The organism is Nocardia carnea, from assembly GCF_029868325.1.
In the GTDB taxonomy this organism is placed as follows: Bacteria; Actinomycetota; Actinomycetes; order Mycobacteriales; family Mycobacteriaceae; genus Nocardia; species Nocardia carnea_C.
Map to the genome: position 1 here is coordinate 41448 of NZ_JARWNW010000307.1, position 20531 is coordinate 61978.

General features: G+C 68.4%; 21 protein-coding genes. 5 read left to right on the top strand and 16 right to left on the bottom strand.

Annotated features, from left to right (window positions below; translation table 11 throughout):
* Positions 1-38: 38 nt before the first annotated feature.
* From QH196_RS29850 to QH196_RS29860, 3 genes are all read right to left on the bottom strand, one after another.
* Positions 39-827, bottom strand: a complete 789-nt coding sequence (locus tag QH196_RS29850; RefSeq protein ID WP_280419187.1) for a hypothetical protein — start codon at positions 825-827, stop codon at positions 39-41.
* Between the two features lie 62 nt (positions 828-889).
* The gene (locus tag QH196_RS29855) at positions 890-2089 is read right to left on the bottom strand and encodes a Cmx/CmrA family chloramphenicol efflux MFS transporter (protein WP_280419188.1); all 1200 of its coding nucleotides are present in this window, start codon (positions 2087-2089) and stop codon (positions 890-892) included.
* Positions 2090-2323: 234 nt separating this feature from the next.
* Positions 2324-2677 (bottom strand): hypothetical protein, encoded by a 354-nt coding sequence (locus QH196_RS29860; RefSeq protein ID WP_280419189.1) that lies wholly within the window; start codon positions 2675-2677, stop codon positions 2324-2326.
* Between the two features lie 315 nt (positions 2678-2992).
* On the opposite strand from QH196_RS29860, the gene mscL reads away from it, so the two are divergent.
* The gene (gene mscL, locus QH196_RS29865) at positions 2993-3448 is read left to right on the top strand and encodes a large conductance mechanosensitive channel protein MscL (protein WP_280419190.1); all 456 of its coding nucleotides are present in this window, start codon (positions 2993-2995) and stop codon (positions 3446-3448) included.
* A gap of 19 nt (positions 3449-3467) precedes the next feature.
* Here the strand turns inward: mscL and QH196_RS29870 are convergent, their stop codons facing one another.
* The 4 genes from QH196_RS29870 to pheS all read right to left on the bottom strand — a co-directional run bounded on the left by QH196_RS29870 (position 3468) and on the right by pheS (position 8903).
* Entirely contained in the window at positions 3468-4511 is a 1044-nt protein-coding gene (locus QH196_RS29870) for a hypothetical protein (RefSeq protein WP_280419191.1), read from the bottom strand.
* Between the two features lie 261 nt (positions 4512-4772).
* Positions 4773-5243 carry a hypothetical protein gene (locus tag QH196_RS29875; RefSeq protein ID WP_280419192.1) on the bottom strand — a complete coding sequence of 157 codons (471 nt, stop codon included), beginning with the start codon at positions 5241-5243 and terminating at the stop codon, positions 4773-4775.
* 56 nt (positions 5244-5299) lie between these two features.
* Positions 5300-7801 (bottom strand): phenylalanine--tRNA ligase subunit beta, encoded by a 2502-nt coding sequence (gene pheT / locus QH196_RS29880; RefSeq protein WP_280419193.1) that lies wholly within the window; start codon positions 7799-7801, stop codon positions 5300-5302.
* A 28-nt stretch (positions 7802-7829) separates the two neighbouring features.
* A complete protein-coding gene (pheS, locus tag QH196_RS29885) occupies positions 7830-8903 on the bottom strand; it encodes a phenylalanine--tRNA ligase subunit alpha (RefSeq protein ID WP_280419194.1) in 1074 nt (357 codons plus the stop codon).
* 170 nt (positions 8904-9073) lie between these two features.
* Here pheS and QH196_RS29890 point away from each other — a divergent pair, with 170 nt between their 5' ends.
* Both QH196_RS29890 and QH196_RS29895 read left to right on the top strand, forming a co-directional pair.
* A complete protein-coding gene (locus QH196_RS29890; RefSeq protein ID WP_280419195.1) occupies positions 9074-10360 on the top strand; it encodes a glycosyltransferase 87 family protein in 1287 nt (428 codons plus the stop codon).
* A 95-nt stretch (positions 10361-10455) separates the two neighbouring features.
* Complete coding sequence (locus QH196_RS29895; protein WP_280419196.1) at positions 10456-10998, top strand: TetR/AcrR family transcriptional regulator; 543 nt, start codon at positions 10456-10458, stop codon at positions 10996-10998.
* A 32-nt stretch (positions 10999-11030) separates the two neighbouring features.
* Here QH196_RS29895 and QH196_RS29900 read toward each other — a convergent pair whose 3' ends face one another.
* The 8 genes from QH196_RS29900 to infC form a co-directional block, all read right to left on the bottom strand.
* Positions 11031-11867 (bottom strand): TrmH family RNA methyltransferase, encoded by an 837-nt coding sequence (locus tag QH196_RS29900; protein ID WP_280419197.1) that lies wholly within the window; start codon positions 11865-11867, stop codon positions 11031-11033.
* Positions 11860-12702, bottom strand: coding sequence for an alpha/beta fold hydrolase (locus QH196_RS29905; RefSeq protein ID WP_280419198.1), 843 nt, complete (start codon positions 12700-12702; stop codon positions 11860-11862). Before QH196_RS29905 ends, QH196_RS29900 begins: the two co-directional genes overlap by 8 nt.
* A gap of 158 nt (positions 12703-12860) precedes the next feature.
* Positions 12861-13487, bottom strand: coding sequence for a dihydrofolate reductase family protein (locus QH196_RS29910; protein ID WP_280419199.1), 627 nt, complete (start codon positions 13485-13487; stop codon positions 12861-12863).
* Positions 13484-13957 (bottom strand): SRPBCC domain-containing protein, encoded by a 474-nt coding sequence (locus tag QH196_RS29915; protein WP_280419200.1) that lies wholly within the window; start codon positions 13955-13957, stop codon positions 13484-13486. The genes QH196_RS29910 and QH196_RS29915 overlap by 4 nt, the downstream gene beginning before the upstream one ends.
* A complete protein-coding gene (locus QH196_RS29920) occupies positions 13947-14291 on the bottom strand; it encodes an ArsR/SmtB family transcription factor (RefSeq protein ID WP_280419201.1) in 345 nt (114 codons plus the stop codon). The genes QH196_RS29915 and QH196_RS29920 overlap by 11 nt, the downstream gene beginning before the upstream one ends.
* A 173-nt stretch (positions 14292-14464) precedes the next feature.
* Positions 14465-14845: a 50S ribosomal protein L20 gene (gene rplT / locus QH196_RS29925; RefSeq protein ID WP_033245214.1), complete on the bottom strand. Its 381-nt coding sequence runs from the start codon at positions 14843-14845 to the stop codon at positions 14465-14467.
* Positions 14846-14958: 113 nt separating this feature from the next.
* Complete coding sequence (rpmI, locus tag QH196_RS29930) at positions 14959-15153, bottom strand: 50S ribosomal protein L35 (protein ID WP_033245213.1); 195 nt, start codon at positions 15151-15153, stop codon at positions 14959-14961.
* 139 nt (positions 15154-15292) lie between these two features.
* Complete coding sequence (gene infC / locus QH196_RS29935; RefSeq protein WP_280419202.1) at positions 15293-15922, bottom strand: translation initiation factor IF-3; 630 nt, start codon at positions 15920-15922, stop codon at positions 15293-15295.
* Between the two features lie 349 nt (positions 15923-16271).
* Between infC and QH196_RS29940 the strand changes: the two genes are divergently transcribed.
* Positions 16272-16802, top strand: a complete 531-nt coding sequence (locus tag QH196_RS29940; RefSeq protein WP_280419203.1) for a DinB family protein — start codon at positions 16272-16274, stop codon at positions 16800-16802.
* 72 nt (positions 16803-16874) lie between these two features.
* Positions 16875-17216, top strand: a complete 342-nt coding sequence (locus QH196_RS29945; RefSeq protein ID WP_280419204.1) for a DUF1844 domain-containing protein — start codon at positions 16875-16877, stop codon at positions 17214-17216.
* A 57-nt stretch (positions 17217-17273) separates the two neighbouring features.
* On the opposite strand, the gene uvrA is transcribed toward QH196_RS29945, so the two are convergent.
* A complete protein-coding gene (uvrA, locus tag QH196_RS29950; RefSeq protein WP_280419205.1) occupies positions 17274-20321 on the bottom strand; it encodes an excinuclease ABC subunit UvrA in 3048 nt (1015 codons plus the stop codon).
* Positions 20322-20531: the final 210 nt, after the last annotated feature.

Consider the following 20531-nt stretch of genomic DNA (forward strand, 5'->3'; position numbering starts at 1 on the left):
CACTCCGAGACCGATGGCGTCGCGCCAGAACTCGGAATTCATCGCCCGGCGGACTGCCGATCCTGCACCGGCGGCCCCGGCATCCGCCCGGGGCCCGACAACCACACCGCGGTCGCGGCGACGCCTCCCATGAAGGCGAGTTCGGCGGCGTTGGTCAGCAGCATCGGCGGCATCGCGGCGGAAACGACCGTCATCGTCACGGTCGTCACCGTCCACAGCCGGTATCCGCGCACCCGCCACACCGCCACGGCCGCGACCAGCACCACCACGACCGTGACCACCGGCGGCAGGATCCCCGCCAGGGACGAGTGTTCGGTCGTATAGCGGAGCGTTCCGGCCCATTCGGCCGGGCGCAGGGTCAGCCGCGTCAGTTCGCCGAACACACCCAGCGCGATCACCGACAACGTTGCGGCGCCGACGACCACCCGTACCCACAGCAGACGCAGCCACAGCACACCCGCCAGACCGGCCGCGGCGCACGCCCACGGCATCAGCAGCGGAGTCAGCAAGAGATGGGCCACGAACCGGAATACCGATAACGTCTCCAGCGTGCCGCCCACCCCGATCCAGCGGCCCGCAGCCACGATCGCGTTGTCGTACCCGAGGGCCGCGCACACCACGGCGGGCACGATGAGCATCCGGTCTCCGGTACGGCGGTAGCGCAGACCGCACCAGCCGACCAGCGCCAGTTGCCCGGCGGCGAGTACCGCGAAAAGCATCGAAGCGGCCACAGCTACCTTTCCGGCCGCCTGATCGCCGACCGCGGCCCACCTTACTTCGGGGCCGCTGCCGGCCGGGACGGTCCGCCGTCGAGTGTGTTCACTCACCGGCAAGCAGCAGACGCCGCCTTCGAGCGCGGTCACCACGGCAGCGGCCGCCGCGCCTCGGGTTATCCGTCGCAGGTCGTCGCGACGACGCGCACAGCCGGCTCGGATGGGCGCCCGCGCAGGATGGAGCGACCGCACGAGGCCACCAGCAGCGCGATCGCCACGAGTACACCGCCGCTCACGACCGGCCCGAGCGACCCCAGCCGCGTTCCCAGGGCACACGCCGCCACAACTGGCCCGACGGCAGCCCCGATATTGAGCGCGGCGGTCGCATAGGACCCGCCCAGGGCCGGCGCCGCCGCGGCCTCGTACAGGACGCGGGTGATCAGGGTGCTGCCGAGCGCGAAGGACAGCGCGCCTTGAACGAGGACGAGGACCAGCAATACCGCGGGCCGCTCCGCGGAGACGGCGGTGGTGAACCAGCCGGCGCACAGCAGCGGCCCCGCGACCGCGACCACAGCCCCCGGCCGAGTGTCGGAAAACCGGCCCGCGACGGTGACTCCGGCGAAGGACCCGATCCCGAAGAGCACCAGCGCCGCCGGCACCCACAGGTCGCCCAGTCCGGACCGTTCCGTCACCAGTGGAGCGAGGAAGGTGAACGCACCGAAGGTGGCGGCATTCACCAGGGCACCGAGCAGCATGACCACCATCAGCCGGGGCCGGGCCAGTACCGCGAGTTCGGCAGCCAGACCCGGCCCACCGTTCTCCGCGTCCCGCAGCCGCGCGGGAATACCGGTGAGCACGCCGATAGCGGCGGGCACGCAGAGCAGCGCGACCGCCCAGAAGGTGATACGCCAGCCGAATACCGCGCCCAGCAGCGCGCCGCCGGGCACACCCGCGATGGTGGCCACGGTGGTTCCCGAGAGCAGGACCGCCAGCGCCCGACCGCGCCGATCCGCCGGAACCAGTCCGGTGGCGGCGGTCAGGGCGACGGCGAGGAAACCGGCATTGGCGAGGGCGGCGATCACGCGGGTCGCCACCAGCACGATGAACTCGGTGGTGACCGCCCCGGCGATATGCGCCGCCAGGAATACGGCAACGAAGACCAGCAGGCTCGACCGCGCCGGCCGATTCCGGGCGAGCACCGCCATGACCGGTGCGCCGACGGCCATTCCGATGGCGAACGCCGAGGTCAGCAGGCCGGTACTGGCCAGTTCGACGCCGAGGTCGGTGGCGATATCCGGGACGAGCCCGGCGAGCATGAATTCCGAGGTGCCCATGGCGAAAACCGCCATGGCGAGCAGATAGAGAGCAAAGGGCATCGAAAGCTCCGAGGTGGGAGAGACAGGAGTTCACGTCTCGCCACCCCGGTCAGCTACCCGGAGGTCGACTGTGGGCGGTACCGCCGAACGGACGGCACCGCTGCGAAACGAGGGATCAGGGGCTGACGGGGGTGACCGGCAGCCCTGCCCTGGATGCTTCTGGACTCGACATGCCCGGCAGATTACCCACTACCCCACTCGCGGCGCATCACCTTTTCCGGCGTTGGGTACCGCTCAGGCGGTGGTATCCGGCCGGACCCGCACCGTGACCCGGCCTTTCTCGTCGCGCCGCGCCGTCGCGTGCCCGCGCACCTGCTCCTCCCGGAAATGCAGCAGGATCGGGCTGCCCTCGCCGAGGAAGTTGCGCCACCACGTTTTCTTGTCGGGCATGGCGACGCCGATGACGTATTCGTCCCCCTTCTTCACGAAGTTGACCGGGGTACGGAAAACCCGGCCCGATCGCCGGCCCACGTATTCGACCTCGGCGAACACCTTGCCGAGCAGCGGTCCCAGAATCGGGGCGCGCAGCAGGGCCACCATTCCGCTGTTGAACCCTCGAACCGCACGGCCCATAGGTGTCGATGTCACGGAATCCTCCTGGTAGATAGCGATATGCCCGGATGATTCCGACCCTAGCGGCTGCCCGGAGTCTCCGCCGGTCGTGGACGACAGGCGGGGGCGCCGGTTCCGCAGCGAAGTGGTCCGGCGCCGAGGTGCCGGCCACCCGCGGGGGGCGTGGCCGGACTGTCACCGCGCTCCCGCGGCCGGTTTGCGCGCCGTCTGCTGGGCTGCCACTATCACCTGCCGTGTGGTGCCCGGCCTCGGACGGTCACCACGATCGATCTGCCGCCGGGAGTCCCGCCCGGGCGGTGTACAGCAGCGTTTCGATACGGAGTTGGGTGGATGCTCAAGGGTTTCAAGGACTTTCTGATGCGCGGCAATGTCATCGACCTCGCCGTCGCGGTGGTGATGGGTACCGCGTTCACCGCCATCGTCACCTCGGTGACCAAAGGTGTGCTGGAACCCCTGCTGGCCGTTTTGGGCGGCAGCAGCCAGCTCGGTTTCGGTATCACCCTGGTCGCCGGTAAACCCGCGACCTTCATCGCGCTCGGGCCGATCATCAGCGCCGCCATCAATTTCGTCATGGTCGCGGCGGTGCTGTACTTCGCGTTGATCCTGCCGATGAAAACCGTGCAGAAGCGGTACCTGGCACGTAAGGGCGCCGATACGGAGAAACCGGTACCCACCGATACCGAACTGCTGATCGAGATCCGCGATCTGCTGGCCGCCGGTGCCACCGTGCCGCAACACGGCTCCGGTGGCAACGGCTCGGAGAAGGAGTCCGCGCGGGTGCAGTAACCGTGGCCCCGCGCCGGGTTCACCCCGCGGGAGTCAGGATCTTCAGGACCTCGTCCGAGTAATAGAACGGCTCCAGCCGTTCCCGGAGGAGCTGTGCCAGCACACCGTCGCGTTTCGCGGCCTCCACCACTGCCGGGCCGTAGCGCAGGATCTCGGTGATGATGTCCTCGCCCGTCAACCCCAGCTCCCCGAGCACGGCGGCGAGCGTGTGGTCGCGGTATTTCTCGTGGAACACCTGCACGCATTCGTCGACGAGCAGGCCGAAGTACTCCTTTTCCCGGGTGGTGACCGCGATCCGGTAGCACAGCTGGACCAGCTCGTTCAGATCCTGTTTGGTGAGGTATTCGCGCAGGCCGCTGATCGGTTCGTCGGCGTGCAGGTCCCAGAACTCCATCGTGGCGTCGTGGACGGGGGCGTCGCGCAGCATTTCGCGGATCGCGTTGTTGGTGCGTTTGAGCGCGTACATGGCGCCTTTACCGGCCATATCACCCAGGATGGTGTTGCTCTCGGCCGCTTTCCGGGCGCGGTCGGCAGCGGATTGGCCGAGCGACATCAATGTGCCCATGCCGGGGATCTTCTCGGCGCGCTGCCGGTTGGCCTCCACGAAATCGCCGACCAGTTTGTCCACGAATTTGGAGGCGACGGTGGCCACGAGCGGACTGTCGGTGAGGCGTTCCAGTACCCGCTCCTGGGTCTGGTGCATATCGACGATCTTCTGCAGCAGCGCTTCGACCGGTTCGCGTTCGACGAGTTCGCCCAGCGTGTGGTCTTCGTTCGCGGCGATACTGTCGTAGATCGCATCGGCGAACACCCCGACCGTATCGGCGAGCACGGCACTCCCACCGACCTTGTCCACGACGGTGGCGACCGTGGTTTCGAGCTGCTCGGCCCCGACCACGTCACCGGCGGGCACGGTGGCCGCCACGTCCAGGACGGCCGCCACATCGCGGGCGACGACCTCGGCGAACCGGTCGCCGCTCACCTCGTCGAGCAGCCACCGCACCTGCGCGTCGAGGAGCCGGTCGGCGAGCGCGCGAGCGGTCGGGTCGGCGGTTTCGGTCATCGAATCATCCCTTTTCGACGGTCGTACCGGCCCGCCACGAGCCGGAACCGGCCGTGGGGGCGCTGTAGCGAGACGACCCTATACCGGGTCCGGCACCACCGGCATGCTTGTCTGAGACGGATTCCGTCGCGCGCGGAGTGCCGCCCCGGCCTCCCCGGAAGAATCCCGAACCCCACGCGTTGACCTGCGGAAACCGCCAGGCCGATCAGTCCGGCGATAGCCCGCCGACGCTCGGGTGCGCAGAATCACACCCCACTTGTACTACCGGCGGTCGCCCTCGTGCAGGGAGGTCCTGATCTGTTCGAGACGTTCACGCGCCGCCTGTTCCCGGGCCTCCCACTGTTCTTCGACACCGCGACCGGTCGCGGACTGCCGATCGAGCTCCCGGTGGCCGAACGCCGTGCCGATCCGCCGCTGGAACTTGTCACGGACAGAATCGAAGGTCGGCATACCACCGCCGGTGTAATCGGCGGCGCCGGTTCCGATACCGCCGATCGGAGTTGCCGCCCCCATCTCGCCGCCGGTGGGAATCCCGGCCGGGGCGTTTCCGGCGATCACGGCCGGTGTGGCGCGGCCGGTTTCCGACAGCAGCCGGGTCGCGACCTCGTACAGGGGAGCCAGTTCCTCCCGGCCCGCCGTGGCGACGACCAGTACGGCCAGCAACTGTTCGTCGGGTAGGGCCGCCAACCGCGCGGCGAGCGCGCCCGGATCGCCTGCGTTCGGTTCACTCATGCCGACCAGCCTACGACTTCCGGCCCGCCCATTCGGACGGACCGGAAGGCCGAGACTCAGGAACGGATCACGGCGCCCACCGCGTCCGCGGCGGCAGCCACCGCGCCGTCGCGGGCGGCACTGGCTTCGTCCTCGGTGAGGGTGCGGTCGGCGGCGCGGAACCGCAGCGCGTAGGTGAACGATTTACGTCCTGCACCGGCCTGCGCGCCCTCGTAGACGTCGAACAGCGCGATATCTTCGAGCAGTTCTCCGCCGCCGGACCGCAACGCCGTTTCGACCGCTGCCGCCGGAACCTCCGCCGGCACACTCACCGATACGTCCTGCAGCACAGCCGGGAACGGGGAAATCGCCGGTGCCGGCCGGGATTCGGTCAACGGCAGAGCATCCAGGTCGAGTTCCACGGCGCAGGTACGCGGCGGCAGACCCGACCGTTCCAGCACACCGGGGTGTAGTTCACCCGCATACCCGACGACCGTATCGCCCACCACGAGTTCGGCGCAGCGACCCGGATGCCAGGGCAGGTACTTCCCGGGCCGCCGCTCGATCCGGACACCGGCCGCCTCGGCGATCACATCGGCCAGCGCGAAGGCGTCGGCGGCCTCGGCCGCCCGGCCCGGACCCCACGGGCCGCGCGGTTCCCGGCGGCCGGTCAGGACCAGCGCCACATGCTGCGGCTGCGCGGGCAGCGAATCCAGCAATTCGGTGATCTCTGCATCGGAGGGACGGCGGTCCACCGGCAGCGGATCCACCGGTTTGGTCTCCGGTCCCGGCAACACCACCTGGGCGATGCCGTAGAGCGAGAGATCGCGGGAGCCGCGCGAGATATTGCGGGCGGCGATCTCGAGCATTCCCGGCAACAGGGTGGTGGCCAGCTCGGCGCGTTCGACATCGAGCGGGTTCAGCACCCGGGTGGTCGTGCGGCGCGGATCGTCGGCCGCCAGACCCCAGGTGTCGAAAACACCCGCGGGCAGGAACACCGGCGGCGGCACCTCGACGCAGCCGGCGAAGGCCAGCGCACGGCTCACCGCGCGGCGGCGGCGCTGCACCGGGGTCAAGCCGCGGCCGGCAGGCGCCTGCGGCAGCACCAGCGGAATCTGCTCGAGACCCTCCAGCCGCAGTACCTCTTCCACCAGATCGGCGGGCTGGGCCAGATCCGGCCGCCAGGACGGCGGGGTCACCACCAGCTGGCCGTGGCCGCTGCTCTCGTCCACGGCGACCTCCACATGGCAGCCGATCTGGGTGAGCCGGCGCGCGGACGTCCCCGGAGGGTAATGGACACCGGCCACCCGATCGGGCAGATCGATATCGATCCGGATCGGCGCCACCGGATCGAGCTGGGTGCGGATATCGGTGAGCGTGGCTTCGACCGTGCCGCCGGCGATTTCGGCGAGCAGGGTCGCGGCACGGTCCAGCGCGGCCAGATTGAGTTCCGAATCCACCACCCGCTCGTAGCGTTTACTCGCCTCCGACACCAGTTTGTGCCGGCGCGCGGTGCGGTAGATGAGCAGCGGATCCCAGGTGGCGGCCTCCAGCACCACATCGGTGGTTTCGGCATTCACCTCGGTGGACGCCCCGCCCATCACACCGGCCAGCGATACCACTCCGGTGCTGTCGGCGATCACCACGTCCTCGGCGTCGAGCTCACGTTCGACGTCGTCGAGGGTGCGCAGGGTTTCGCCGGTCCGGGCGCGCCGGACCACCAGGCCGCCACTGAGTTTCGCCGCATCGAACGCATGCAGCGGCTGACCCAGTTCGAGCATCACGTAATTGGTCACATCGACCGCGGGCGAGATCGGCCGCACACCGGACAGCAGCAGCCGCCGCTGCAACCACCACGGGCTCACCGCCTCCGGGTCGACCCCGGTCACCCGGCGGACCCCGAACCGGGTGCAGCGCGATTCCGTTTCCACCTGCACCGGCCACGCCTCCGGCCCCTCGGGCAGGGTGCGGACGGCGGGATCGGCGTATTCGAGATCGAATCCGCAGGCCAGTTCCCGGGCCAGGCCGCGTACCGAGAAGCAGTAGCCGCGGTCGGGGGTGATGTTCAGCTCGATAACGGTATCTCCGAGGCCGAGCAGTTCGTTGGCGTCGGTACCGGGCTCGGCGGTACCGGGTTCCAGGACGAGGATCCCGGAGTGGTCCTTACCGATGCCGAGTTCGGCGACCGAGCAGATCATGCCGTTGGAGGTATGCCCGTAGGTTTTGCGCGAGGAGATGGCGAACCCGCCGGGCAGCACACCACCCGGCAACACCACGACCACCAGATCACCGACCGCGAAGTTGGTCGCTCCGCAGACGATCTCCTGGAGCTCCGGCGCCCCGATATCGACCTTGCAGAAACGGATGGGCTTCTTGAACTCGGTGAGTTCGGTGATCTCGGCCACCCGGCCGACCACCAGCGGATGCTCGATCTCGCCGCCCACCGGTTCGAGCCGGTCGACCTCTTCGACCTCGAGCCCGACCCGGACGAAACCGGCGTCGAGTTCCTCCGGCGTGACCTCCCAGTCGGGGACGGTGCGGCGGATCGTTTCGGTCAGCCAGGACTGCGCTACTCGCACTGTGGGTGTTCGCTCTCTCGCTCGGGGATCAGGACCGGATACCGAAGGGCAGGGTGAACCGCACATCACCCTCGACGATGTCGCGCATATCGGGGATGCCGTTGCGGAACTGCAGTGTGCGCTCCAGGCCCATCCCGAAGGCGAAACCGCTGTATTCGTCGGGGTCGATACCGCTGGCGATCAGCACCTTGGGGTTGACCATGCCGCAGCCGCCCCATTCGACCCAGCCCGCGCCGCCCTTCTTGTCCGGGAACCAGACGTCCACCTCGGCGGAGGGCTCGGTGAACGGGAAGTAGTTGGGCCGGATCCGGGTGGTGGTGTCGGGACCGAACAGCGCCCGCGCGAACGCGTCGAGGGTGCCGCGTAGATGCGCCATGGTCAGGCCCTTGTCGATGGCCAGGCCTTCGATCTGGGAGAACACCGGGGTGTGAGTGGCGTCCAGTTCGTCGGTGCGGAAGGTCCGGCCCGGGCACACCACGTAGATCGGCAGATCGCGTTCGAGCATCGAACGCACCTGCACCGGCGAGGTATGGGTGCGCAGCACCTGCCGCGACCCGGCGGGCGCGATATGGAAGGTGTCCTGCATGGTGCGCGCCGGATGGTCCGGGAGGAAGTTCAGCGCATCGAAGTTGAAATGCTCGGTTTCCACCTCGGGGCCTTCGGCGATCTCCCAGCCCATCCCGACGAAAACATCGGCGACCTGTTCGGAGATGACCGTGATCGGATGCCGGGCGCCGACCGGCCCCCGATTCGCCGGCAGGGTGACATCGATCGCCTCGGCCACCAGCACCGCCGCATCGCGTTCGGCCACCAGGGCCTCCCGGCGTTCCTCGAACACCCGCGAGACCCGGCCGCGCGCGACGTTGACCCGCTTACCGGCGTCGGCCTTCTCGGACTTCGGCAAACTGCCCAGTGAGCGCTGCGCCAGCGAGATCGGCGATTTACCACCCATATGCTCGGTTTTCGCGGTGGCGAGGGCGTCCAGGTCGGCGGCGGCCGCGAAGGCTTTTTCGGCGGCCGCGGCCGCTGCGGCCAGGGCTTCCTCGGTGAGCGCGGATTGCTGCCCGCCGGTCGCTGTGCCTGCGTCGGTGTCGTCGGCCACGGTCTACTCGTCTCTCCCCTAGGCTTCTGTGAGCGGACCCCGGTAGGCGCCGGCGCCCGTATTGCTGCTGGTGGAATCGTATTCGATGGCCGGTGACCGGTTCACGCCGATATCCCCCGGCGATCACTGCCGGAATGCGACGACACCTCGAACCGGTAAAGTCCCTCACGATGACGAACGCCCCGACCCGCACCGAGACGCTCGCCGGACGTGCCCGCCAGCAGGCGATCTGGCTGCTACCGCTACTGGCGATGATCGTGACATGGGTACTGATGTCACGATCGATCGACCCGTTCCGCGGGATCAGCGGCGAGTACATCGATCTCGAGGTGTACCGGCTGGGGGTCGAGGAGTGGCGTTCCGGCGGCGATCTCTACGGGCAGCTACCGGAGACGGCCGCCGATATCAGCCTGCCGTTCATCTATCCGCCGTTCGCCGCGCTGGCACTCGGCATCTATGCCCTGCTGCCGTGGGCGGCCGCGGTGATCGCCTATCTCGCGGTGTCGGTGGGTGCGCTGGCGATCACGCTCTACCTGGTGGCCCGGCAGCTGTGGCCCGCCCAGGATCAGCGCAAGCTCGCCCTGCTGGTGTGCGCGACGGCCACCCCGCTGGCGCTGCTGCTGGAGCCCATCTGGTCGACGCTGGACTTCGGCCAGGTCAATCTGATCCTGATGGGCCTGGTGGCCGCCGATTGCCTGACCCGTAACCCGCGCTGGCCACGCGGCATGCTGCTGGGCCTGGCCGCCGCGATCAAACTCACTCCGGCCGCATTCGTGTTGTTCTTCCTGATCCGCAAGGACTACAAGGCCGCGGCGACGGCCGCGGCGAGCGGTGCGATCGCCACCATCATCGGTTTCGCGGTGATGCCCGACGAATCGGTGCGGTACTGGTTCGGCGGGTTCGGCAATGTCGGCGGACTGAGCGGGTCGGAGTATCAGACCAATCAGTCCATCCAGGCCGTGCTGGCCCGTTTCGGGATCACCGGCACACCGGCCACGGCGCTGTGGCTGCTGGCCGCCGCCGCGATGGTCGCGCTGGCCGTGGTCGCCATCCGGCGGGCCGGGACACCGCCGATGATCGCACTCGCCGTGAACGCGGTGGTCGCGCTGCTCGTCTCACCGATCTCCTGGTCGCACCACTGGGTGTGGGTGGCGCCGGCCCTGCTGGCGATGGCCGGTTTCGCGACCACGCTGCCGTGGCCGCGGGCCGCGGGCTGGTATGCCGCGGTAGTGACCACCGCCGTGGTGTTCGTCCTCGCCGAGCACAGCGACCTCCCCGGCAACGACGGCCGGGAGCTGGATTGGTCGGTATGGGAACAGGTGATCGGCAACGGCTACGTCTGGTTCAGTGTGCTGCTGGTCGTGCTGTACGCGACCGCCGGGCGACAGTCGCGCCATGTGCCCGCGTCCCGTCCGGCCGATACCGGTGAGACCCTGGTCGCTGTCCAGAAAGGCTGATCGACGGCCCTCGGCCAATAGTACGCATCGACTGATAACATGCGGACAGGCCGACGGATACAAGGAGCGCCATGCCGGGACCGACCAGGACCAGGATGACCGCAGGGGAACGTGCCACTCAGGTACTGGAAGCCGCGGTCGCCGCGTTCGCCGAAACCGGCTATACGGCCACGCGCACCGACGAGATCGCCCGCCGCGCGGGTGTCTCCCAGCCGTATGTCATCCGTCTGTTCGGCTCTAAACAACGGCTTTTCCTTGCCGCGGTCGGCCAGGTGTGCGACCGCATCGAAGAAGTCTTCACCGAAGCCGCTGCGGGCGGCCGTCCGGATGCCCCCTTCGATGCACTGTCGGCGGCCTACGACCGGGTCCTGGCCGACCACAGCCTTCTCCTGGTGCTCATGCACGCTTTCGCGGCAGCGGGCGACCCCGAAATCGGCCCGGTGGTCCGGGAACGGTACGGCCGCATCTTCCGATTGATCCGCGAACTCAGCGGCGCCTCGATCGCCGATACCCGGCGCTTCCTCTCGACCGGCATGCTGCTCACGGTGATGGCGGCGCTACGGGTGGCGGGACCGGAAGCGATAGCCGCCGACTGGGCCGAGGATATCCTGACCGACCTGTACCAGAACGGCATGTGAACGGGTCCGGGAAGCCGGAATCATCCTGTGCACTACGTCGCCGCGCCCGTCCCGTGCCGAATCCGGGAATTCGCGTAGAGGCAGATCGCGGCGGCCGCGGCGATATTGAGGCTTTCGGCTCGCCCGCGGATCGGGATCCGGACCCGGTGCCGTGCCCGGCGCGCCACCTCCGGATCGAGACCGTGCGCTTCGTTGCCGAACAGCCAGGCCACCGGACCGGTGAACAGTTCGCCGGCCTCCTCGAGGTCGAGCTCGCCGTCGGCCGCGGTGGCCACGGTGGCGATCCCGGCCGCTTCGATCCGATCCAGCACCGAATACGTCTCACGCTCACGCACGACCGGCACATGGAACAGGCTGCCCGCGCACGATCGGACACATTTCCCGTTGTGCGGGTCGACACTGTCCCCGGCCAGCACCACCGCGTCCGCACCCACCGCGTCGACCACCCGGATGAGCGTCCCCGCATTACCCGGATCCGCGATACCGACCGGCACCGCCAGTATCCGGGGCGTATCCGCACCGGGCGCCGCCGGCAGAACACGGTCGAGAGGTACATCCACCAGATCGCAGACGGCCACCAGACCGGGCGGCGTGACCGTCTCCCCCAGTGCCTGTGCGGCGCGATCGGTGACGAGCGTCGTCCGCACACCGGCCGCCGCGGCACCGGCGATCAGCGCATGTTCACGAGTGGCGCCGTCGGCCGAGTAGAAGAGTTCCCGGACCCGCCCCGTATCGAGCGCCGCCCCGACCGAGTTGGCGCCTTCGGCGAGGAACCTCCCCGCCCGTCTACGCGCCGCACCGCGGTGCAGCTTCGCCGCCGCGACCACCCGCGAGTTCCGGAGATCTATCGGTTCTTGTCGGTCACCCACCAGGAGATCGTAGAGCCCGTCCCGCACCGAGACCGGTCGCCGGGTCGGCCACGAAATAGCGGATGGCTGCCGCCATGGCGGCCGGGGCATCGTCGTGGACCCAGTGTCCGGCGCCCGCGATATCGACGAGACGAGTAGCCGGCCGGCGCGCGGCCATCTGCGTCGCCAGCCGGGCGGGCAGCATGCTGCTGTGTTCCCCGCGTACGACCAGCGCCGGGCACGCCGAGCCGAGCCAATCCGCCCACCAGTCACCGACGCCGCTGAGCTGCACCGCCATCATGTCCTCCCAATCGAAGAGGAACCGGCTCCGCCCGTCCGGTGTCGTGACAGCGCTCTGCAGAAAATAGCTCACATCCGGGATTCCCCGCGCCTGTAGCGCGTCCGCCAGATCCGCCTCGGTCGGCGCCGCCGCAGGCCAGCCCCGTACCGGCAGCACCGGATGCTCGATCTCGGGCTGTCGCATGACCGGACCGACATCCTCGATGATCAGCCCCGCCACGAGTTCCGGGTACCGCGCGGCGAGCTGATAGGCGGTGATTCCACCGCGGGAATGGCCGAGAACCACAACCGGTGCGAGCTCGAGTTGCTCCAGCACCGCGGCGGTATCCGCGACGAAATCGGCGCAGGTGTAGCTTTCCCGCCGATCGGTGCGGCCGTGCCCACGCTGATCCGGTGCGATGATGCGTGCCACGCCGGCGAGCTCACGCGCCAATCCGGCGAAAATGCTTCCCCGGCCGAACGTTCCGTGCAGAGCCAGCACCGGGAGCCCTGATCCGCCGAAATCCGTGTAGCAGACCCGCGGCCCGCTCGGCACCGAAAGCCACTGTTCACGCATCCCGCAAGGCTGCCAGTTGCCGCGGCCGGGAAGCGAATGAATTTTCCGCGACCACGGCCACGGGCGGGGCATATCCCGGCGTTCGATCCAGCGGGGCGAGCTCCCGCGAGACCACGGGCGGCACACCGGTAACGGCGAACACACCCTGCTCCGACCGGTCAGACGAACTGGGTGACACCGTCGTACTCGGCCAGCGGCGCGGCGCCGAGCACGTCGTATTCGAGCAGGAGCAGCCCATGATCGGTGGCCTCGTGGCGGGTCAGCCGGAGGCCGGTCGCGGGCCCGGTCCCGGTGAGTAGCCGCCGCCCCGCCCGCAGCACGGTGGGCGCTACGGCGAGGCGGACAGTGTCGACCAGACCGGCGGCGAGCAGCGTGTCGGCGAGCCGGGCGCTGCCGTGGATCTGCAGTTCCCGGCCCGGGCGCCGCAAGAGTTCGGCGACCGCCGCCACCGGATCGCCCGGCAGCATCGTTACCGGCGCCCACTGCCCCTCGGTCAAGGTCCCCGACACCACATATTTCGGGAGCGCGTTCATCCGTGCGGCGAACGGATCGCGGGGGTCGGTCACTGCCGGCCAGTCGCGCGCGAACGCTGTGTAGGTCCGGCGGCCGAACAGTAGTCCGTCGGCGGCGGCGAGCCATTCCGACGTCCGCCGGACGAAGACCTCGTCCAGATAGGGCACCATCCAGCCGCCGCGACCGAAGCCGTCGCTGGTGTCCTCCTCGGGTGAACCGGGCCCCTGGGCGACGCCGTCGAGGGTGAGGAACTCGGTGAGCACCAGTTTCATACCCGGACCTCGTTCTCGACGAGCGTCGCGAGCTGACCGGTGACCGTCCCCCACCCGTATTCGAAGCCGAGTTCCTGGTGCCGGGCCCGGGCCGCCGGATCACCGTGCCGGACCAGAACCCGGTAATCCGTGCCCTCGGGATGGTCGCGCAGGGTGATCTCAGCGGTCATGAGGATATCCCCGGCGGCCGGGCGCAGTGCGCTGTCGAGCGCGGTGGTGAAAACCAGGCGCTCGTTCCGATCCGCCACCAGGAAGCAGGCATCGAGGTGCGGGACGAATTCGATACCGTCCTCGCTCATTCTGGTCACGAAGGCGCCGGCCGGGCGGACTTCCAGCCGCTCGACGCGGCATCGGGACGGGGCGGGCAGCCACCAGCGGGCCAGGCTGTCCGGGTCGGTCCAGGCGTTCCACACACGGGTACGCGGTGCGCGGATCACGCGGTGCAGGGTGAGGTCGAGATCAGGATTCATCGGTGGGCTCCGGGGTTTCGAGGAGGAATTGTTCGAGCCGGTCCGTGCGGTCTTCCCAGATACGCCGCTGTTCGGCCAGCCAGCCGTCGATCAGCGCGAACCGTTCGCGATCGAGCGTGCACTGTCGCACCCGCCCGACCTTGACCGTCCGGATCAGCCCGCTGCCTTCCAGGACACGAATGTGTTTCATGAACGACGGCAGGGTGATGGGCAGGTCCCGGGCCAGTTCGCCGACACTGACGGGCCCGGACCCGAGTCGCTGGACCACCACCCGCCGGGAGGGATCCGACAGCGCGGCGAACACACTGTCCAGCGACTCCGAATACTTAGCCATATGGCTAAGTATTAGCCGATGGCATCGCATACCGCAAGTAGTTCACAGCCCCGGGCCGCAGGCAGCCCGACTTCCCCGGCAACGACGAAGGCCCCCTTCTCCGTGCGTTCACACAGAGAAGGGGGCCTTCACCACAGCGGAGCCGGAGCGGGGTACGGCTACGGACTCACCACTCAGGCGGCCGGGGCGTTGACATCGGCCGGCAGCGCGGCCTTGGCGACGGCGACCAGGCCGGCGAACGCTTCGGCGTCGGAGACGGCCAGCTCGGCGAGGTTCTTGCGGTCGACCTCCACACCGGCGGCCTTCAGGCCCTGCACGAAGCGGTTGTAGGTGATGTCGTTGGCGCGGGCCGCGGCGTTGATACGCGCGATCCACAGCTTGCGGAAATCGCCCTTACGCGCCCGGCGGTCCCGGTAGGCGTAGGTGAGCGAATGCAGCTGCTGTTCCTTGGCCTTGCGGTACAGGCGCGAGCGCTGCCCGCGGTAGCCCTTGGAGGCCTCGAGGATCGAACGGCGCTTCTTCTGAGCGTTGACGGCCCTTTTGACGCGTGCCACTGGTCAGTCCTAATCGATCTTGGGGGTGCTGGTTGGGCGCACCCGAGTGGGTCGGTTCATCGGCGTCCGGTCGCGTAGGCGGTACCGGACGGTATCTGCCCCGGAGAGGGGAATCAGATACCCAGCAGCTTCTTCACCCGGCGGACGTCGGCGGGAGCGACGGCCTCCGTACCTTCCAGGCGACGGGTCCGGCGGGAGGACTTGTACTCGAACAGGTGCCGGCGGTTGGCCTGCTGACGGCGCAGCTTGCCCTTACCGGTCACCTTGAAACGCTTCGAAGCGCCGCTGTGGCTCTTCATCTTCGGCATGGCAACCTCAATCTGTGTCGTGCCCGCGCAGGGGCGGACCAGGTGTGCTGATCAGCGTTATTGCGGGCTCGACGCAATATCGCTGCGGCGTACGCCGCGGGTGCGGCGGTGCGCCGCAGTGTTCACGGCTCCGCCGTTGTTATTGCGCGACCGGCCGACCGGCATTCGGCGCCGCGCCGCCGGGCTGCGGCCGGGCCGAATCCTGCGCGGCCTTGGCCCGCGTCTTCGCGCCCTTGTGCGGGGCGAGGACCATCGTCATGTTGCGGCCGTCCTGCTTGGCCGAGGTCTCGACGAAACCCAATTCCGCCACATCGGAGGCCAGCCGCTGCAGCAGCCGGAAACCGAGTTCGGGCCGGGACTGTTCGCGTCCCCGGAACATGATGGTGACCTTGACCTTCGCCCCGGCTTCCAGGAAGCGCACGACGTTGGACTTCTTGGTCTCGTAGTCGTGATTGTCGATCTTGGGCCGCAGCTTCTGTTCCTTGATCACGGTCTGGACCTGGTTCTTCCGGGACTCGCGCGCTTTCTGCGCGGTCTCGTACTTGAACTTGCCGTAATCCATGATCTTGCAGACCGGTGGACGTGCGTCCGGTGCGACCTCTACGAGGTCCAGATCTGCCTCCAGGGCGACGCGGAGTGCATCTTCAACACGCACGATCCCAACCTGTTCTCCGCCGGGTCCGATGAGCCGGACCTCGGGAACACGAATGCGATCGTTGATGCGGGTCTCAGTGCTGATGGGGCCTCCTAGGTCTAGCGGTGTCGTCACGACGACCGCTCGAAATGAACCCCTTGTTCAACACGAAAACCCCGTCGCGGTATTTCACCGCCGACGGGGCCCGATGTCGACCGATCCACGCAGATGCGATACCTGCGCCACACTCCCGGTCATCCGGGACCGTGGTCCCACCGCGAAGGTGGGTGACCGGACCGTTTGACCAGGCGATCACTCGCCGGCAACGGTGGGAGTCGGGCTCCACTTGTCTGCCCCGGACAGGACCGGGGCGGTCGTCGCCGACGAGTCTAACAGTTCCGCGTCGGATGAACGAATCGCCCGGTCGGCGCCCGGTACGGAATTCGATTGCCACGCACTCGCCCGTCTGCCAGGCTCGGCGGCCGTGAGCAGCCGACGTGACCTACTCCGCTGGCAGTTCGACCTGATCTGGTCGCTGTCCCAGCTGCATTTCGACGCCTTGACCGACGATGATACCCACTGGGCGCCCGCGGAGGTGATCTGGACGGTGCACCGCGGCGCCGACGGGAAATGGCGCCCCGACTTCGCGAAAACGGAGCCCGATCCTGTCCCCGCGACCACCATCGCCTGGCTGACCTGGCATATCGGCTGGTGGTGGAGTTCGGCGATTGCGCACGCCGGGCAACGGCCGGTACCCGACCGCACCGAGGTCTACTGGCCGGGCGATACGGCGGCCGCCCTCACCTGGATCCACGACCTGCGCGAGCAGTGGCTCCGGGTCCTCGACGGCTGCGATGACACAGAGCTCGAACGGGCCACGTCCTACCCGTGGCCTGCCGACGCGGGACTCACCGTCGCCCATCTGGCGGCGTGGGTGAACGTGGAACTGCTGAAGAACGCCACCGAGATCGGCCAGTTGCGGATACTGCGCGCGGCCGGGGCGGCGGGCCGGTAGAAACGAGTCGCGGCGCACATCCGCTCACGGCCCCGGCACGGCTGCCGCCGAGGCGCGCTTAGGCTGAACACCATGACCGAACAGCCCGAGGGCGATGTGCGCGAACTGGCCGAGATCCCCGCCGTGGAGGTGATCAGCCGGGCAGCGGTGATGCTGATGAGTTCGGCTGCGGAGAAGCTCGGGCTCGGCGACGACGATCCCGAGAACAGCCCGCGCCGGGATATGGACGAGGCGCGGCGCCTCATCACTGCTCTGGCAGGTCTGATCACCGCATCGGTGGAGTACCTCGGACCACACGCCGGGCCGCTGCGGGAGGGTCTGCAATCGCTGCAGAAGGCCTTCCGGGAGAGTTCCGCCATACCCGATGCCCCGGGGGCCGGGCCCGGCGAGAAGTACACCGGCCCGGTCTACTGACGCGTCACGCCGCGGCGGACCCGGGCCGAAACCGCCGGGGCCGCCGCAGCTCTGTACTCAGCGCAGCGCCGCCGCCTTCCGGGCCAGACGTTTCGCCTTCTGCGCGTCCGGCGATTTCGCTGCCTTCTCGGCGGATTCTGCCGTTTTCGCGGTCTTCTTCGCCGCCGGCGCCTTCTTGGCCGTGGACTTACGTGCCCGTGCGGTATCCGGTTTCACCGCACCCGTCTCCTTCGCCGGCGACGTGGCCGCGGGCTGCGCCAGGATCTCCTTCAGGAACTCACCCGTGTAGCTGCCGGGCGTGGCGGCGATATCCTCGGGTGTCCCCTCACCGACCACCGTTCCGCCACCGGAACCGCCTTCGGGCCCCATATCGATCACCCAGTCCGCGGTCTTGACGACATCGAGGTTGTGTTCGATGACGATCACCGTATTGCCCTTGTCGACCAGGCCGTTGATCACCGCGAGCAGTTTGCGGATGTCCTCGAAATGCAGGCCGGTGGTGGGTTCGTCGAGGATGTAGACCGTACGTCCGTTGGAGCGTTTCTGCAGTTCGGCCGCCAGTTTCACGCGTTGCGCCTCACCACCGGAGAGGGTGGTCGCGCTCTGGCCCAGGCGCACGTACCCGAGGCCGACGTCGACGAGGGTGGCCAGATAGCGGTGGATCGAGGTCACCGGTTCGAAGAACTCGGCGGCCTCCTCGATCGGCATATCCAGGACCTCGGCGATGGTCTTGCCCTTGTAGTGCACCTCGAGGGTTTCCCGGTTGTACCGGGCGCCCTGGCAGACCTCGCACGGCACGTACACATCCGGCAGGAAGTTCATCTCGATCTTGAGGGTGCCGTCACCGGAGCAGGCCTCGCAGCGGCCGCCCTTCACGTTGAACGAGAACCGGCCCGGCTGGTAGCCGCGCACCTTGGCCTCGGTGGTGGCGGCGAACAGGCTGCGGATCTTGTCGAACACTCCGGTGTAGGTGGCCGGATTGGACCGCGGGGTGCGGCCGATCGGCGACTGGTCCACCCGCACCAGCTTGTCCAGTTGATCCAGCCCGTTGACCCGGGTGTGCCGGCCCGGCACCTGGCGCGCACCGTTCAGCTTGTTGGCCATCACGGTCGCCAGGATGTCGTTGACGAGCGTGGATTTACCGGATCCGGAGACCCCGGTGACGGCGGTGAGCACACCCAGCGGGAACGCCACATCGATACCGCGCAGATTGTTCTCATGGGCTCCGACCACGGTGACCCGCCGCTTCTTGTTCACCGGCCGCCGCATCATCGGGATCTCGATCCGCTCCCGGCCGGAGAGGTACGCGCCGGTGAGCGAGGCCGGATCGGCGAGCAGTTCCGAATAGGGGCCACTGTGCACCACCTGGCCGCCGTGTTCACCGGCGAACGGGCCGATATCGACGACCCAGTCCGAGGCGCGGATGGTGTCCTCGTCGTGCTCGACGACGATCAGAGTGTTGCCCAGGTCCTTCAGCCGGGTCAGTGTTTCGATGAGCCGGCGGTTATCGCGCTGATGCAACCCGATCGAGGGTTCGTCCAGGACGTACAGCACCCCGACCAGCCCGGACCCGATCTGGGTGGCGAGCCGGATCCGCTGCGCCTCCCCACCGGAGAGGGTGGCCGCGGCGCGGGACAGGGTCAGGTAGTCCAGGCCCACGTCGAGCAGGAACCCCAGCCGGGCCTGCACCTCTTTGAGGACCTGACCGGCGATGGCCGCCTGCCGCTCCCCGAGGGTCAGCGCGTTCAGGAACTGCGCGCAATCGCGAATCGAGAGTTCGCTGACCTCGGCGATGGATTTCCGTTCCGCATCCGCGGACAGCGTCACGGCCAGGATCTCCGGCCGCAGCCGCGCCCCGTTGCACACCGGGCACGGGACATCCCGCATATAGCCCTCGTAGTGCTCCTTCATCTGCTCGGATTCGGTGTTGTCCAGCCGCCGCTGCAGGAACGGCATCACGCCCTCGAAATCGGCGTAGTAGGACCGTTTCCGGCCGTACCGATTGGTGTAGACGATATGGACCTGATCCGAACTGCCTTCGAGCACGGCTTTACGCGCCCGCGGCGGTAGTTCACGCCACGGGGTGTCCAGATCGAAACCCTGCGCGGCGGCCAGCCCGGAGAGCAGGCGCACGAAGTATTCGGCGCTCTGCCCGCGCGACCACGGCGCGATTGCGCCCTCGGCCAGGCTCAGCTCGGGGTCGGGGACGACGAGTTCCGGATCGACCTCTTTGCGGATACCGAGCCCGGTGCAGTCGGGGCAGGCGCCGTAGGGCGAGTTGAACGAGAACGACCGCGGTTCCAGGTCCTCGATATCGAGGGCGTGGCCGTTCGGGCAGGCCAGTTTCTCGGAGAAGCGGCGTTCGCGATCGTGCGCGTGTTCGTCGCGGTCCACGAAATCGAGGACGACGATCCCATCGGCCAGGCGCAGGGCGGTCTCGATGGAATCGGTGAGCCGCTGTTTGGCGGTCGGTTTGACGGCGAGGCGGTCGACCACCACCTCCACATCGTGTTTCTCCTGTTTCTTCAGCTTCGGTGGATCGGTGAGCGGATACACCACCCCGTCCACCCGGACCCGGGCGTAACCCTGCGAGTTCAGCTGGTCGAACAGGTCGACGAACTCACCCTTGCGGGTACGCACCACCGGCGCGAGCACCTGGAAGCGGACCCCGGGCTCCATGGCCAGCACCTGATCGACGATCTGCTGCGGGGTCTGTTTGGCGATGAGTTCGGAGCACACCGGGCAGTGCGGGACACCGGCGCGGGCATAGAGCAGGCGCAGGTAGTCATGCACCTCGGTGATGGTGCCGACGGTGGAGCGAGGGTTACGGTTGGTGGATTTCTGGTCGATCGAGACCGCGGGTGAGAGGCCTTCGATGAAATCCACATCGGGTTTGTCCATCTGGCCCAGGAACTGCCGGGCGTAGGCGGACAGCGATTCCACGTACCGGCGCTGCCCCTCGGCGAAAATCGTATCGAAGGCCAGGCTGGACTTCCCCGACCCCGACAGGCCGGTGAAGACGATCAGACTGTCGCGGGGCAGGTCGATATCGACCCCTTTGAGATTGTGCTCCCGCGCGCCGCGGACAGTCAGGCGTTCCGCCACCAGGTGGGTCCCTTCTCGTATCTGTTCGTCGTCGCGCCGCCAGGCGCGCCATGATGTCGTTCCGCTGGAGCCGCCCCCCCCCGCCCCGGTAGGGGGGTTGCGGCGCGGGGGGCCGCCAGTGGGACCCCGTCGCCCCATTACCGCATGGGCCCCGGGAAAGGCCGCGCGGAAGGTAAGGCGCGCCCCCCCCCAATTTAGCCGCACCGCCCC